This is a genomic window from Streptomyces sp. KL109B (genome assembly GCF_030766935.1).
GTDB lineage: Bacteria > Actinomycetota > Actinomycetes > Streptomycetales > Streptomycetaceae > Streptomyces.
In genome coordinates, this window is record NZ_JASERL010000014.1 from 10,759 (window position 1) to 26,040 (window position 15,282).

The 15,282-nt window shown below is 71.8% G+C and carries 15 protein-coding genes; 9 read left to right on the forward strand and 6 right to left on the reverse strand.

Annotated features, from left to right (window positions below):
* Nucleotides 1–82: 82 nt before the first annotated feature.
* Together RBJ65_RS34905 and RBJ65_RS34910 are read left to right on the forward strand one after the other, a co-directional pair.
* Entirely contained in the window at nt 83–2,596 is a 2,514-nt protein-coding gene (locus RBJ65_RS34905; RefSeq protein ID WP_306319426.1) for an ATP-dependent Clp protease ATP-binding subunit, read from the forward strand.
* A 76-nt stretch (nt 2,597–2,672) separates the two neighbouring features.
* Complete coding sequence (locus tag RBJ65_RS34910; RefSeq protein WP_372341289.1) at nt 2,673–3,305, forward strand: HdeD family acid-resistance protein; 633 nt, start codon at nt 2,673–2,675, stop codon at nt 3,303–3,305.
* Nucleotides 3,306–3,369: 64 nt separating this feature from the next.
* Here RBJ65_RS34910 and RBJ65_RS34915 read toward each other — a convergent pair whose 3' ends face one another.
* The 4 genes from RBJ65_RS34915 to RBJ65_RS34930 all read right to left on the reverse strand — a co-directional run bounded on the left by RBJ65_RS34915 (nt 3,370) and on the right by RBJ65_RS34930 (nt 5,838).
* Entirely contained in the window at nt 3,370–4,440 is a 1,071-nt protein-coding gene (locus RBJ65_RS34915) for a hypothetical protein (protein ID WP_306319427.1), read from the reverse strand.
* Nucleotides 4,441–4,569: 129 nt separating this feature from the next.
* The gene (locus RBJ65_RS34920) at nt 4,570–5,067 is read right to left on the reverse strand and encodes a two-component system response regulator (protein ID WP_306319428.1); all 498 of its coding nucleotides are present in this window, start codon (nt 5,065–5,067) and stop codon (nt 4,570–4,572) included.
* 76 nt (nt 5,068–5,143) lie between these two features.
* The gene (locus tag RBJ65_RS34925) at nt 5,144–5,314 is read right to left on the reverse strand and encodes a hypothetical protein (RefSeq protein ID WP_306319429.1); all 171 of its coding nucleotides are present in this window, start codon (nt 5,312–5,314) and stop codon (nt 5,144–5,146) included.
* Between the two features lie 122 nt (nt 5,315–5,436).
* Nucleotides 5,437–5,838: a VOC family protein gene (locus RBJ65_RS34930; RefSeq protein ID WP_306319430.1), complete on the reverse strand. Its 402-nt coding sequence runs from the start codon at nt 5,836–5,838 to the stop codon at nt 5,437–5,439.
* A 215-nt stretch (nt 5,839–6,053) separates the two neighbouring features.
* On the opposite strand from RBJ65_RS34930, the gene RBJ65_RS34935 reads away from it, so the two are divergent.
* Both RBJ65_RS34935 and RBJ65_RS34940 read left to right on the forward strand, forming a co-directional pair.
* Nucleotides 6,054–7,292 (forward strand): AAA family ATPase, encoded by a 1,239-nt coding sequence (locus RBJ65_RS34935; protein ID WP_372341290.1) that lies wholly within the window; start codon nt 6,054–6,056, stop codon nt 7,290–7,292.
* Nucleotides 7,289–8,731, forward strand: a complete 1,443-nt coding sequence (locus tag RBJ65_RS34940; RefSeq protein ID WP_372341295.1) for a VWA domain-containing protein — start codon at nt 7,289–7,291, stop codon at nt 8,729–8,731. Before RBJ65_RS34935 ends, RBJ65_RS34940 begins: the two co-directional genes overlap by 4 nt.
* Before the next feature lie 6 nt (nt 8,732–8,737).
* Here RBJ65_RS34940 and RBJ65_RS34945 read toward each other — a convergent pair whose 3' ends face one another.
* The gene (locus RBJ65_RS34945; RefSeq protein ID WP_306319431.1) at nt 8,738–9,697 is read right to left on the reverse strand and encodes a cation diffusion facilitator family transporter; all 960 of its coding nucleotides are present in this window, start codon (nt 9,695–9,697) and stop codon (nt 8,738–8,740) included.
* 81 nt (nt 9,698–9,778) lie between these two features.
* Here RBJ65_RS34945 and RBJ65_RS34950 point away from each other — a divergent pair, with 81 nt between their 5' ends.
* From RBJ65_RS34950 to RBJ65_RS34970, 5 genes are all read left to right on the forward strand, one after another.
* Complete coding sequence (locus RBJ65_RS34950) at nt 9,779–9,949, forward strand: hydrophobic protein (protein WP_306319432.1); 171 nt, start codon at nt 9,779–9,781, stop codon at nt 9,947–9,949.
* A 58-nt stretch (nt 9,950–10,007) separates the two neighbouring features.
* On the forward strand, nt 10,008–10,970 hold the full coding sequence (locus RBJ65_RS34955; RefSeq protein ID WP_306319433.1) for a TIGR03557 family F420-dependent LLM class oxidoreductase: 963 nt from the start codon (nt 10,008–10,010) through the stop codon (nt 10,968–10,970).
* Entirely contained in the window at nt 10,967–12,100 is a 1,134-nt protein-coding gene (locus RBJ65_RS34960; RefSeq protein ID WP_306319434.1) for an enolase C-terminal domain-like protein, read from the forward strand. Before RBJ65_RS34955 ends, RBJ65_RS34960 begins: the two co-directional genes overlap by 4 nt.
* Nucleotides 12,101–12,269: 169 nt before the next feature.
* The gene (locus tag RBJ65_RS34965) at nt 12,270–12,692 is read left to right on the forward strand and encodes a ferredoxin (RefSeq protein WP_306319640.1); all 423 of its coding nucleotides are present in this window, start codon (nt 12,270–12,272) and stop codon (nt 12,690–12,692) included.
* 150 nt (nt 12,693–12,842) lie between these two features.
* Nucleotides 12,843–14,021 (forward strand): acyl-CoA dehydrogenase family protein, encoded by a 1,179-nt coding sequence (locus RBJ65_RS34970; protein WP_306319435.1) that lies wholly within the window; start codon nt 12,843–12,845, stop codon nt 14,019–14,021.
* Here the strand turns inward: RBJ65_RS34970 and RBJ65_RS34975 are convergent.
* Entirely contained in the window at nt 13,978–15,042 is a 1,065-nt protein-coding gene (locus tag RBJ65_RS34975; RefSeq protein ID WP_372341296.1) for an endonuclease/exonuclease/phosphatase family protein, read from the reverse strand. The genes RBJ65_RS34970 and RBJ65_RS34975 overlap by 44 nt on opposite strands.
* Between the last annotated feature and the right edge of the window lie 240 nt (nt 15,043–15,282).

Below are 15,282 nucleotides of genomic sequence, written 5' to 3' on the forward strand. Positions count from 1 at the left end.
TGGTTTCCCCCACTTTGCGTAGCCGGGAAGGTGTTGCTTCAGTGAAGGGTGTTGCCGTGACATTCCACCGGGAGAACCCGCCATGTCGATGTCCTTCGGATCACCCTTCGGCTCGCCCGACCCGTTCAACGAACTCCTGAACCGGTTCTTCGGCATGTCCCCGGGCTCCGCGCCGCCCCAGGTGCAGCGCGTGCCCATCGGGCGGCTGCTCACCGACTCGGCGCGCGAGCTCATCGGCCGGGCCACCAACAAGGCGGCGGAGGACGGCAGTTCGGACCTCGACACCGAGCATCTGCTGTGGGCCGCGACCCAGGTCGACCCGGCCCGTACGCTGCTCGCGCAGGCCGGCGCCGAACCCGACGCGCTCGCCGCCGCCATCGCCAAGATCCTGCCGGGGGAGAGCGGCGAACCGTCCTCCGAGCCGGGTCTCACCCCGGCCGCCAAGCGCACGCTCACCGCCGCCCACGCCCGCTCCCAGGCGGCCGGCGTCTCCTACATCGGGCCCGAGCACATCCTCGGCGCCCTCCTCGACGACCCGGACGCGGGCGCCGCCCGGCTGCTGCGCGCCCAGGGCACGGACGTCGACGGGCTGCGCGGCGGCGCGGACCGGGCGGCCCGCGCCGACGGGGCGCCGAGCGCGTCCGGTGCGGCCGGTGGCGGCAGCGGCACGACCACGCTCGACGAGTTCGGCCGCGACCTCACCGAGGAGGCGAAGGCGGGCAAGCTGGATCCCGTGGTCGGCCGGGCCGAGGAGATCGAGCAGACCGTGGAGATCCTCTCGCGGCGCTCCAAGAACAACCCCGTGCTCATCGGCGAGCCCGGCGTCGGCAAGACCGCCATCGTCGAGGGCCTCGCGCAGCGCATCGTGGCGGACGAGGTGCCCGACACCCTCAAGGGCAAGCGGGTCGTCGCCCTCGACCTGTCCGGGATGGTCGCCGGGGCCCAGTACCGCGGCCAGTTCGAGGAACGCCTGAAGAAGGTCATCGAGGACGTCCAGAACGCGGGCGGCGAGATCATCCTCTTCATCGACGAGCTGCACACCGTCGTCGGTGCGGGCGCCACAGGAGAGGGCTCCATGGACGCCGGGAACATGCTCAAACCGGCCTTGGCGCGCGGCGAGTTGCACGTCGTCGGCGCCACCACCATCGACGAGTACCGCAAGTACGTGGAGAAGGACCCGGCCCTGGAGCGGCGCTTCCAGCCCGTCACCATCCCGGAGCCGAGCGTCGAGGAGACCGTGCAGATCCTCGAAGGGCTGCGGGACGCGTACGAGGCACACCACCAAGTCCGGTTCGGGGACGGCGCGTTGGCGGCCGCCGCCGAACTGTCCGACCGGTACATCAGCGACCGGTTCCTGCCCGACAAGGCCATCGACGTGATGGACCAGGCCGGGGCCAGGGTCCGGCTGCGCAGCGCCGGACGCTCCACCGAGGTCGTCAGCCGCGAGGACCGGATCGCCAAGCTCAGGCGCGAGAAGGACCAGGCCGTCGCCGCCGAGGACTTCGAGAAGGCGTCCGAGCTGAAGCAGCGGATCGGCGAGGTGGAGGGCGAGCTCGCCGGGATCGAGGAGCGCCGCGAGGGCGTCGTCGAGGTGACCGCGAGCGACATCGCCGACGTCGTCTCGCGCCGCACTGGCATCCCCGTCTCCCAGCTCACCGCCACCGAGAAGGAGAAGCTCCTCAAGCTGGAGGACGCCCTGCACGACCGGGTCGTCGGCCAGGACGAGGCCGTCACCGCGGTCTCCGAGGCCGTGCGCCGCAACCGCGCCGGCATGGGCGACCCGAACCGGCCCGTCGGCTCCTTCCTCTTCCTCGGCCCGACCGGCGTCGGCAAGACCGAACTCGCCAAGGCGCTCGCCGAGTTGCTCTTCGGCGACGAGAACCGCATGGTCCGCTTCGACATGAGCGAGTTCCAGGAGAAGCACACCGTCTCCCGGCTCGTCGGGGCGCCGCCCGGATACGTGGGACACGAGGAGGCCGGGCAGCTCACCGAGAAGGTGCGCCGCCAGCCGTACAGCGTGCTGCTCTTCGACGAGGTCGAGAAGGCCCACCCGGACGTCTTCAACACCCTGCTCCAGGTCCTCGACGACGGGCGGCTCACCGACTCCCAGGGGCGGACGGTCGACTTCCGCAACTGCGTCGTCATCATGACCTCGAACATCGGCGCGCAGCGGATCCTCGCGCACCACGGCGACGTATCGGAGATCAAGGACTCGCTGATGGAGGACCTGCGCGGGCGGTTCCTGCCCGAGTTCCTCAACCGCATCGACGAGATCATCCTGTTCCACGGGCTCACCCAGGACGACCTCGGCCAGATCGTCGACCACCTCCTCGACCACAGCAAGCGCCGCGTCCACGCGCAGGGACTCACCCTGGAGGTCACCGACGCGGCCAAGAAGCTGCTCGTCGCGGACGGGCACCAGCCGGAGTTCGGGGCGCGCCCGCTGCGCCGCACCATTCAGACCGAACTCGACAACCGGCTGGCCTCGTTGATGCTCAGCGGCGAGGCCGACGAGGGCGACACGATCGTGGCCGATGTGAAGGACGACGCGCTGGTGTGTTCCGTACGCCACGAGGCCGCGGCAAAGAGCGCCTGAGTCGGGAGCGCGTCCGAGTCATCCGTTCGGCCCACCACGGCTGGCAGGCGGGGCGGCGCGCTGCGAAGAGTCGAACATGACCCAAGCACCGCACGAACCGCAGTCCCCCTACATGACTCCCGGCGAGGGCCCCGCCCCGGGGCAGGGCCAGGGGCCGCTCGGCAGACTCGCGCAATCGGCCTGGCAGGCCGTGCTGCTCATGGGTGTCGCCTCGGTGATCCTCGGCCTGCTCGTGCTGATCTGGCCCGGCGCCTCGCTGCGCGTGGCGGGCGTCATGTTCGGCGTGTACCTGCTGGTGAGCGGCATCTTCCAACTCGTCGCCGCGTTCGGCACGAACGCCACCGCCGGGATGCGCGTCATCGGCTTCATCAGCGGCGCCCTGTCGGTCCTGCTCGGCCTGTTCTGCTTCCGCGACGCGATGGAGTCGACGCTGCTCCTCGCCCTGTGGATCGGCATCGGCTGGCTGTTCCGGGGCATCACGCAGACCGTCGCCGCGGCCTCCGACCCCGCCATGCCGGCCCGAGGCTGGCAGATCTTCCTCGGTGTCATCACCGGGCTCGCGGGCGTCGTCCTGATCGTGTCGCCGTTCGAGACCCTGGCGGTGCTGACGCTCGTCACCGGCATCTGGCTGCTCGTGGTCGGCGTCGTGGAGATCGGCTCGTCGTTCGCGGTCCGCAAGCGGGCGAAGGACATCCCGGCGGGCGTGTGACACCCGGGTACGTACGTGGAGGGCCCCGCCGCAGCAGCGGCGGGGCCCTCCACATGGACGGAGCTCAGACGCCCACGGCCTCCTCCAACTCCTCCTCCAGATCCGCGTCGTGCGGCGCGGCGCCCTTCTTGTGCTTGTGCGTGGCGACCGGCTCCACGGCCGCCGGAGCCGGCCTGCGACGGCGCTCGTAGAGGCCCGCGACCGTGACCATGGCCGCGCCCACGAGCAGCCAGGCCACCAGCGTCCAGATGTTCCGGGCCAGGTCGTACTGGTCGAAGTACAGGAGGCTGCGGGCGCCCTCGACGTATCCGGCGCCGTTCCAGAAGGCGTGCAGGCCGCCGAAGAAGCCGTTCTGCAGCTCGGGCCGGAAGATCCCGCCGGAGCTGGTGAAGTTCAGCATCACGAACAGCACCATCACGCCGAGCGTCGTCCACTTCTTCAGGAACGTGTGCAGTCCTACGCCGATCCCCAGCACGCCCGCCGAGTACAGCCACGTCATGCCCCACAGGGGCCACAGGTGGCTGTGCGCGAGGTGGAAGACGGGGCCCGCGAAGGCGGCGCCGATCAGGCTGACGACGCCGGACGCGCCCACGACGAGCAGCGCGCGGGTGCGCATCCGCAGCGCGCCGCCCGCGCCGCCGATCACCGCGACGGAGGCGTACGAGCCGATGCTGACCGCCACGAGCAGGAAGAACAGGCCCTGGCCCGTCGGGTCGTCGGACACCGACGGCACGACGTCGGTCACCTTCAGGGGCGCGCCCTGCTCGGCGGCGACCGGCGTGAAGATCTTCTGGACGACGGAGACGGTGGTGTCCGAACCCGCCGACGCCACGATCAGCTCGGGCTTGTCGCCCAGTACGTAGGCGCCGTCGATGTCCCGCGTCCTGAGCTGGTCGACCGCGGCGGAGCGGGCGTCGAGCGTGCGGACGTCGAGCGCGTCGCCCGCCTTGTCCTTCACGGTCTGCGCGAAGACCTTCGCCTCCGGGCCCGAGCCGACGACGGCGATCGGCATGTGGTGCGGCTCCGGAGAGGCGAAGGCTCCGAGATAGGCGAGGCCCATGCCGACGCACATCAGAAGCGGGGTGAGCAGGTGCGTCAGGACGTGGCGCAGCGCGGGTTCGCGCGAGCCGCTCATGAGCAGGACCTCCACGGTCGAATCGGTTGGCTTATACAACTCTTGGTGCAGTTGTACTGTACAACCGATCCGGGGGTCGGAAGTCCCGCGGCCGGTGTGACCATGGCCACCCGGCGGCGCGGCGGCAGGTCAGGCGGGGCGCTGCAGGGGTTCCTCGGGGGCGGCGTGCGCCGGTGGCGCGGGCTTTCCGTCGCCCCCGTTCTCGTACGCCCGAAGGCGCTCGCGCAGAGACTGCATGCGTAGGCTCGTCTCGTACAGATAGCGGACCTTCGTCCGCATCACCCAGGGCTCGACCGGCTTGACGACGAAGTCGGCGACGCCGAGTTCGAAGGCCTTGGTGGCGAGCGAGGGGTCCTGGCCCGCGCCGGTGATCATCATGATCGGGATGTCCTGCGTCTGTTCAAGGCGCGTCATGTAGTGCGCGACCTCGAAGCCGCTGACGTCGGGCATCAGCACGTCGAGCAGGACAAGGCCGATGCCGCCGCGCAGCACGGCCTTGAGGGCGTTGTCGCCGGTGGCGGCGCGGTCGATGGGGTAGCCCAGCGGGGCGAGCGCGCTCTCCATCGCGAACAGGGTGTCGTCGCGGTCGTCCACGACGAGGATCTTCGGCCGTGCGGCGGTGGGCATCGCCAAGCGCCTCCCCTCGTCGGCACCGACAGCATATGCCGGAAACAACCGGAAACAAGGGGCGGGAAGAGGTCTCTCAGTCCTCTCCTCGCACCAGATTCCAGTCCGCGTTCCAGTCCGTTTCACGGTCGTTCCCGATGCCGGAGGGCTCGCGTCCGTCGCGGCATGCGGGGCGGCAGGTACGGATCCTGCCCTTGACCTCGCGCTTGGTCTCTGCGGGGTACGGCGCGCGCTCCTTCGTGGTCATGATCGGTTCCTTCTCCGACCGAAAACCGAAGGAACTCGGTCGGGTTTGATAGCGGTTCGGTGGTGGTTCGGTAGTAGACGGTTTCGTAGACGCCACGACGGGAGTGGGTGCCCGTGGTCGGCTCAGCCGATCTTCGGTGCAGGCTGCTTCGCGCAGTGCGTCGCGAACGGGTGGCCCGCCGGGTCGGCGTACAGGCGCGTCTCGTTGGGGCCGCGGGCGCCGCGGGTCTGCAGCGGCCGGGCGCCCAGGCCGATGAGCCGGCGCTCCACCTCGTCCAGGTCCTCCTGGTCCACGAGGAAGTCGAGGTGGGCCTGTTGCGAGTCGTCGGGGCGCGGCCAGCTCGGCGGGGCGGCGTTCAGGTCGCGGCGGAAGGCCATCCGCGTTCCCTGCTCGCCGACGAGGTCGATGCGGTTGCTGCCGGGCGACGCCTCGATCTCGCCGTCCAGCAACGTCCGGTAGAACTCGGCGAGTTCCTCGGGCTCCGCGCAATCCAGGACCAGCACTCCCGCCTGCACCAGGCTCATGGCTCCGCTGCCTCCTCCCGTCGCGCCCTCGTGGCGCGCACCGCCCGCCGAGTACCCCGCCCGGGCGGAGCCAACCGGCTTCCCGGGCCCTTGGCCGGTCACCCTGGGGGTGCGGGTCCCGGCGGTGGGCGTGGCGGGCGAGCACTGACGTATTTTGGGCTTCGACCTGAGAACGGTGTGAACGGTGAGGCCTTGCGGGCGGGGGAGGAGCGGCAGTGGAGGACGCGCGGGACGCGGTGGAGGAGCGGGACGCGGTGGGGGAGCGGGGCGACACGGGTGGCCGGCTGCGCGCGATCTGCGGGGAGCTGTCGGAGCGCTTCTACGAACGCGCCGATGTCGTACGGACGTTGGTGACCGCCCTGCTCGCCGGTCAGCACTCCCTGCTGCTCGGCCCGCCCGGCACCGCGAAGTCCGAGCTGGCGCGCGAGCTGACCGGGCGGGTCGAAGGGGCGGCGTACTGGGAGATCCTGCTCTCCAAGTTCACCGCGCCGACCCGGATGTTCGGTCCCGTCGACGTCGCCGCCCTGGCCCGAGGCGAGTACCGGCAGGTGTACGAAGGGCGCGCCACGACGGCGCACATCGCGTTCGTCGACGAGATCTTCAAGTGCTCGACGGCCGCCCTCAACGAGACGCTCGGCTACCTCAACGAGCGGATCTACCACCCCGAGAACGGGGGCGCGCCGATCCACTGCCCGCTGATCGGTGCCATCACCGCCAGCAACGAACTGCCCGAGGGTGAGGACTCCGCCGCGATCTACGACCGGCTCCTTGTGCGGATGGAGGTCGGCTACCTGGAGGACCCCGCCAACTTCGCCGCGCTCGTCCGCTCGGCCGTCGGCGGCCGTTCCGCGGTGCCACCGTCGCGTACGACGGTCCAACTGGCCGCGCTGCAAAGGGCCGTGGCCGAAGAGGTACCGGCCGTGGACGTCCCCGAAACCATCGTCGACGCGGTGTGTACGCTGCGGGCCGCCCTGCGCCGGAAGGAACTCGTCGCCTCCGACCGGCGCTGGCGGCAGGCGGTCGCGCTGCTCCAGGCGTCCGCGTACCTCGACGGCAGGGGCGAGGTCGCCGAGACCGACCTGTCGGTGCTCACGCACGTGCTGTGGGACTCGCCGGCCCAGCGGGCCACCGTCGAGCGCGAGGTGCTGCACCTGGTCAACCCGGACGCCAAGGAGGCGCTCGACCTCGCCGACACCATCGAGGAGCTGGAGACCCAACTCGACGCCATGGCAGGGCAGTCGAGGGAGGCGCTGAGCGACTGGGTCATCAAGAAGGCCCACCACCGGCTCGCCACGGCGGGGCAGCGTCTGGAGCGGCTGCGCGAGGAGGCGGCGGGCGCGGGCCGCTCCACCGCCGCCATCGACCGGGTCACCGGACGCCAGCGCGCCGTCCGCGCCCGGGTACTCACCGAGGCCCTCGGCGTGGACGTCGGCATGGCGGGGGACCGGCCCTGAGCGGGGTGGTGGTCGCGGACCGGTTCGACCGGCTCACGTGGCGCGACACGTATGAACAGGCCGCAGGTGTACGGGAGTTGGTGGGGGAGCTGGGCGCGCGCCATGCCGGCGCGGAGGACCTGCTCAGGGATGTGTTCCTGGCCGCCTACCAGGCGCGGGTACGGATGCGTGAGCCCACGGCGGAGCCGTCGGCGCCGTCGTGGCCTGCCCACCACGAGTTCGTCGCCGCGCTGCTGGAGTCGCCGGACTTCGCGGACCTCCGACGAGACACGGTGGGCGACCCGTACGCGGCGGCGCTGGCGCTGCTGGCACAGGGGCCCGCGCTGCGGGGGCTGTTGGAGCGGGAGGAGCGGGAGGAGCGGGAGGAGCGGGAAGGGCGTGGGTCGGCGGGGGAGGGGGACCGGCAGGCCGCGGCAGCGGTCGGGACGCCGGGTACCCCGGGCACGCCAGGTACCCCAGCCGCCCCCGGCGTCGCAGCCACCCCCGCCGTCCGTACCGTCGCCCGCTCCGCCGCCGCGCAGGGCGCCCGCGTCGTACGCCGTGAAGCCGCGCTGATGCGGGCCTGGGGTGTCGAGTCGGCGGAGTTGGAGCGGTTGCCGTTCGAGCGGCGGGCCCGGCTCGCGGAGCGGCTGCGGGGCGGGCGGCTCGCCGAATGGGCCGAACTCATCGGCCGGTTCCGGGAGATGGCCGCCGGTGAGCGCGCCCGCAAGGTGGAGAACGCCACCGGCGAACTCGTCGGCGTCACCCTCGGCGACGACCTGTCCCGCGTCGTCCCCTCCGAACTGTCCGGCCTCGGCGTGCCCGCCCTGCGCGCCGTGTTCGCCGCGCGGTACGCCGCAGGGGAGCTGATGCTGTACGACAGCCGGGGTGAGCGGCCCACCGGGCGCGGCGCCGTCATCGCGTGCGTGGACACCTCGCACTCCATGTACGAGGCCGGGCCCGGCGGCGTCACCCGGGAGGCGTGGGCGAAGGCGTGCGCGCTCGCGCTCCTCGACCAGGCGCGGGCCGGTGGGCGTGACTTCGTCGGCATCCTCTTCTCCGCCGCCGACAAGGTGCGCGTCCACCGTTTCCCCGCGGACCGGGCCGCCGACCTCGACGCCACCCTCGACTTCGCGGAGACCTTCCTCGGCGGCGGCACCAGCTACCAGGCCCCGCTCGACGCCGCCCGCGAGGTCCTGGAGGCGGAGTTCGACGACACCGCCCGCGCCCGCGGCGACATCGTGCTGCTCACCGACGACGACTGCGGCGTCACCGAGGAGTGGACGCGCGGCTGGAACGCCGCCAAGCGCCGCCTCGACTTCCGGGTCTTCGGGGTGGCGGTAGGCGCCCCGCGCGCGGCCGAGGCCGACTCCGTCCTCGACGCGCTGTGCGACAACCTCCGGTGCGTGGAGGACTTCACGGACGTGCACGCCGCCGCCGACCTGTTCCGCGTGATCTGACCGCGCTCAGCGGCCACGTACCGGCTTGGGCTTCGGCTCCGGGTCCGGTTTCGGGGCGTTCACGACGTCCAGGAACACCTGGTCCGCCTCCGGCCAGCGCTCCCGTACCGCCCGCTTGATGCGCTCGCAGACCAGCTCAAGACGCTCGCTCTCGATGCCGGGAGCGAGGTCGATACGCGCCGCGACCAGCGTCGAGTCCAGGCCGAGGCGCATCGTGTGCAGCGCCGCCACATGGTCGATCTCCGGCTGTACGGCGAGGAGTTCACGGATGTCGCGGTGCAGCTCGGGGGCGACCGCCTCGCCGATGAGCTGGTCCCGTGCGCTTCTGCCGAGCCGGTACGCCACGTACACCAGCAGCACACCGATGGAGAACGACGCCGCGGCCTCCCACTCGATCCGGCCCGTGACCATGTGCAGCGCCATCCCGCCCGCCGCGAGCAGCACCCCGATGACCGCCGTGCCGTCCTCCGCGAGCACCGTGCGCAGGGCGGGGTCGGCGCCGATGCCGTCGCCGGGCTGCACCCGGACCTGGTGCACGGCGCGGATCAGCGAGCCGCCCTCCGCGAGCAGCGCCACACCGAGGACCACGAGCCCGGCGACGTATCCACCGCGCGACTCCTCGTGGCCGCCGGACGTCAGCGCCTGGAACGCCTGGAAGAAGGAGAAGCAGCCGCCCATCACGAAGATCCCGACGGCGGCGAGCAGCGACCAGAAGAACCGCTCCTTGCCGTACCCGAACGGATGCCTGTGGTCCGCGGGCCGGCGGCTGCGGCGCAGCGCGGCCAGCAGGAACACCTCGTTGAGGCTGTCCGCCACCGAGTGCGCCGCCTCCGAGAGCAGCGCGGGCGACGCGGAGACCAGCCCGCCCACCGCCTTGGCGAGGGCGATCAGCAGATTCGCGGCGAGCGCCACCAGGACGGTGACCCGGGTCCGGTGATCGTCGGTCTTGGAATTCTTCGCGGTCACAACAACTCGCAGACGGTGGGCGGAATATGGGGGGAATTCGCGGGAACTCGGCGCCCACGGAGTTCCTAGGAGGTATTCGACGTGATTCCTGTTCTGTTGGTTCTGTTACTCGCGTTGCTGCTTTTCGGCGCGGGATTCGCCGTGAAACTGCTGTGGTGGGTGGCCATCGCCGTGCTGGTGGTGTGGCTGCTCGGGTTCGTGATGCGCGGCACGAGTGCCACTGGTGGAAGGCGCCGCTGGTACCGATGGTGAGTAACCCCGCCAGGTACCGATAAACCGCTGGACCGCGCACGAAACCCTGGAGGACGGCATGGCCGAATACGGCTGCTTTCTGGCGTCGGAGGAATTCGGGCCGCGTGAACTCGTCGAACAGGCCCGGATGGCGGAACAGGCGGGCTTCGACTGCCTGTGGATCTCCGACCACTACCACCCGTGGAACGAGGCGCAGGGGCAGAGCCCCTTCGTGTGGAACGTGATCGGGGCTCTCGCCGAGGCCGTGTCGCTGCCCGTCGAGACCGCGGTCACCTGTCCCACCGTCCGGATCCACCCCGCCGTCCTCGCCCAGGCCGTCGCCACCAGCGCCGTGCAACTGGGCGGCCGCTTCCGCTTCGGCGTCGGCACCGGGGAGGCGCTCAACGAGCACATCCTGGGCGGCCCCTGGCCCGGCGCCCACGTCCGGATGGACATGCTCGAAGAGGCCGTCACCGTGATCCGCAGGCTTCTCGAGGGCGGCGAGGTGACCCACCGCGGCGAGTACTACACGGTGGAGAACGCCCGTATCCACACGCTGCCCGACGACCCCGTGCCCATCGACGTCTCCGGTTTCGGGCCGGATGCCACCGCGCTCGCCGCCCGGATCGGCGACGGCTACGTCACCATGAGCCCCGACGAGGAGCTGGTCACCCAGTTCCGCAAGGGCGGCGGCGGTGCGAAGCCGGCCGCGGGCGGCGTGAAGGTCTGCTACGGGCCCGACCGCGAGGCGGCCGTGCGGCGCGCGCACGGGCTGTGGTCGAGCCGGTTGCTGCCGGGCGAACTCGGCCAGGTGCTGCCGACGCCCCGCCACATCGAGCAGGCCGAGTCCCTCGTCACCGAGGAGATGGTGGCGGGCGCGGTGCCCTGCGGGCCCGACGTCGAGGAGCACGTCGCCGCGCTGGCCGCGTTCGCGGACGCCGGATGCGACCGGGTCTGCGTCGGTCAGATCGGCCCGGACCAGCGGGAGTTCTTCGACTTCTACCGGACGAAGGTGCTGCCGCAGCTCAAGGACGGACCATGACGACGACCGGCATCCTCAAGTCCCCCAGCACCTGCCTGCCCGTCGAACGCGTCGACGCCAGCGCCTACACGGTGCCCACCGACGCCCCCGAGGCCGACGCCACCCTCGCCTGGGACAGCACGACGATCGTCTTCGTCGAGGCCCGGGCGGGCGGCCTCACCGGCATCGGCTGGACCTACGCCCCGGCGGCCACCGCTGACGTCGTCCGCGACCAACTGGCCCCGCTCGTAGAGGGCCGCGACGCCTTCGACATCCCGTCGGCCCACGTGGCGCAGTGCCAGGGCGTGCGCGACGCGGGCCGCCCCGGCATCGCCGGCTGCGCGATCTCCGCCGTCGACCTCGCCCTGTGGGACCTCAAGGCCCGCCTCATGGACCTCCCGCTGGTCCGCCTCCTCGGCGCGGCCCGGGACACCGTGCCCGTCTACGGCAGCGGCGGCTTCACCACGTACCACGACAGCCACCTCGCCGCGCAGCTCAGCGGCTGGGTGCACGGCCAGCACATCACGCAGGTCAAGATCAAGGTCGGCGAGGCGTGCGGCAGGGCCGTCCCCCGCGACCTGCAACGCGTCCGCCGCGCCCGCCAAGTCATCGGAGAGGACGCCGAGTTGTACGTCGACGTGGGCGGCGGCTACAACCGCAAACAGGCCGTCCGGGTCGGCGACGCGCTCGGCACCCTCGGCGTCGGCTGGTTCGAGGAACCCGTCTCCTCCGACGACCTCACCGGCCTGCGCCTGGTCCGCGACACCGTGGTGTGCGACGTCGCCGCCGGGGGATACGGCTACGACCTCCCGTACTTCGCCCGCATGATCGGCGCGGGCGCCGTCGACTGCCTCCAGGTCGACGCGACCCGCTGCGGAGGCATCACCGAGTTCCTCCGCGCGGCGGCCCTCGCCGACGCCCACGGCCTGGAGATCTCGGCCCACGGCGCCCCGCACGCCCACGCGGACGCGGCGGCCTGCGCGGCGAACCTCCGGCACATCGAGTGGCCCCACGACCACGTACGCCTCGAGTCGATGTTCTTCGCGGGCGTCCTCGACCCGGCGGGTGGCACGGTGCGGCCGGGCCGGAACGGGCCGGGCAACGGCCTGGTGCTCAGGAGCGACGAGGTGGAGGAATACCGGGTGACCTGACCCCGGACGCCGCGAGATCGCGCACCGCCGCGCACGGTTTGGCGCCCGCCGATCCGGCTACTCGCACCCCCAGCCGTACGTCCCCTGGAAAGGAGCCGGGCCGGTGACCTCCCTGGCGAAGTATCCGCACCCCCACGCCGAGGACTCCACGGGCGCCGACCGTGCCCTGATGACCGAACCGCCCAAGGACGACCTCGTCCGCTTCCTGGAGGACCGCTTCGCGTGCGCGCAGTCCTGCACGGAGTGTGCCCGCGCCTGCGCCCTGCTGGTCAGCTCCACGGAGCTGGGCCCCGTCGCCCCGCACCAGCACGGACCCGTGCGCCCGGTTCCGTCCGGCGGCCCCCCGCAGGCCCCGCTCGACCTGCGGCGCGCGCTGCTGCTCAGCGTCGAGGTGTGCGACGCGACCTGCCGGCTGCTCTCGGAGGAGGCCCACCAGGACGAGTACGGGCTCCGGCTCCAGGTCGAATGGTGCAGGGCCGTCACCCTGGAGTGCGCCCACGCCTGCGACCGCGAGCGCGACGCCGCGGACTGCGCCGAGCAGTGCCGGGCGTGCGCGCGTGCCTGCACGGACTTCCTGGTGACACTCGACTGACGGTCCATCAGTTCTTCTGGTCCCCGGCATTCCCTATTCCTGAAACGCGTTCTACTGTGTGCGCCGTCAAGCCGTTGTAAGCCGTCGCAAGCCGTCGTAAGCCGTCGCAAGTCGGCGCCTGAGCCACACAGTTGACCGCCAGGAGGGGCCGTGCATCTCGAATACACGCCTGAGCAGCAGCAGTTGCGCACCGAGCTGCGCGCCTACTTCGCCGGGCTCGTGCCCGAGAACGCGTACGCGCGCTACGAGGACCCGGCCGCGCAGAAGCGGTTCTACCGGGAGACCGTGCGCCGGCTCGGCAGTGACGGGTGGCTGGGTGTCGGCTGGCCGAAGGAGTACGGCGGCCGCGGCCTGTCGCCCATGGAGCAGTTCATCTTCTTCGACGAGGCCGCGCAGGCGGGTGTGCCGCTGCCGCTGATGGCGCTGAACACCGTCGGCCCGACGATCATGCAGTTCGGCACGGACGAGCAGAAGGAGTTCTTCCTCCCGAAGATCCTCTCCGGCGAACTGGACTTCGCGATCGGCTACAGCGAACCCGACGCGGGCACCGACCTGGCGGCGCTGAAGACGAAGGCGGTGCGCGAGGACGACACGTACCTCGTCAACGGGCAGAAGATCTGGACGACCAACGGCGACACCGCCGACTGGGTCTGGCTCGCCGTCCGCACCGACCCGGACGCGCCCCCGCACAAGGGCATCACGATGCTGCTGGTCCCGACCACGGACCCGGGCTACTCCTGCACCGTCATCAACACCCTCGCCTCCCACGACACCACGGCGAGCTACTACGAGAACATCCGCGTCCCCGTCTCGCGGCGGGTCGGCGAGGAGAACAAGGGCTGGCGCCTGATCACCAATCAGCTCAACCACGAGCGCGTCACCCTCGCCGCCCACGGCACCATGGCGATCCGCGCCCTGCACGACGTACAGCGCTGGGCCATGGACACCAAGCTCGCCGACGGGCGCCGGGTCATCGACCTCGGCTGGGTCAGGAAGCGCCTCGCCCAGACGCACACCAAGCTCGACGCGATGAAGCTCCTCAACTGGCAGATGGTGAACGCCGTCCAGGAGGGCACCCTCCTCCCGCAGGACGCCTCCGCCGTCAAGGTCTACGGCTCGGAGGCCCGCAGGGACGCGTACGCCTGGCTGATGGAAGTGGTCGGCGCGGCGGGCGCCCTGAAGGAGGGCAGCGCGGGGACCGTCCTGCACGGCGAGCTGGAGCGCGGCTACCGCTCCGCCGTCATCTTCACCTTCGGCGGCGGCAACAACGAGATCCAGCGCGAGATCATCTCGTGGATCGGCCTCGGGATGCCGAGGGTGCGGCGCTGACCGGGTCGTCGAGCGTGATCCGGGCGAGCACCGGGAGGTGGTCGCTGCCGGTGGCGGGCAGCGTCCGGATCCGGCCGACGCTCGCGGAGCGGGCCATCACCTGGTCGATGCGGGCGGCCGGGAAACCGGCGGGGTAACTGAAGGCGAACCCGCGTGCCGGTACGTCGAGTTGTGAGGTCAGCGGGGCGAGGCCGCGGTCGTCGACGGTGCCGTTGAGGTCGCCGAGGACGAGCACGGCGGCGGTCTTCTCGGCGGCGACCGCCGCGCCGAGCTTCCGGGCGCTCTCGTCCCGCCACTCCGACGCGAGACCGCTCGCGCCGACCCGTATCGAGGGCAGATGGGCGACGTACACGGCGACGTCCTGCCCCGGCGTCCCGGCGACCGCGCGCAGCCCGCGGCTCCAGGGCTCCGTGATCCCCGCCGGCTTGATGTCCGCCGCCCGCACGCCGCTGAGCGGATGCTTCGACCACAACCCGACCGTGCCGGCCACCGCGTGGTGCGGATAGCGCGCGGCCAGCGTCCGCTCGTACGCCGGGCGGGCCCCCGGCAGCAGCTCCTCCAGGGCGATGAGGTCGGGCCCGGCGGCGGCCAGCGAGCGCGCGGTACCGGACGGATCGCCGTTCTCGTCGCTCGCGTTGTGCTGTACGACGACGAGGTCGCGGTCGCCGGGTTCGGGCGCGGGCAGCAGCAGGCCACCGAAGCGGTACGTCAACGCCGCCACCGGGAGGAGCAGGGCAAGGAGCGCGAGCGGCGCCCGGCGCAGCAGGCCAAGAGCGAGCAGCGCCGCCGTCGCCAGCAGTCCGAACCACGGCAGGAACGACTCGAGCAGGCTGCCCAGACGCCCCGGCGTGTTCGGGACCCGCCGGTGGCAGAGGAGGACGAGCGCCGTCAGGGCGGCGAGCGCCGTGAGCACCCGGCCGCGCCGCCACCCCCACGGCACGCGGGCACGGCCCGTACGCGCTCCGGTACGCGCCCCGGTACGCGCTTCGGAGACTTCCGCTTCGCTGACCCGCTCGCTCATGTCGCCCTGTCCGCTCGCCCGTTGCGCCTGGTCGGCCCAGGCTCGATTTCCGTACCGGTCCTCGCCCATCAGGACGATCAAGCCGCTGACCGGGTTCCGCACCCGCCCCGAGTGCGGCCGGCGGCGGGCGCGCCTGAGTATCCGTACTCAGACGTACTGCGCACGTCGGCCCTGACCCCGACCGCCCGCGCCCGCGCACGATGGGACACGCGCCGCCCCACGCCGTGCGGAACGAGGGAG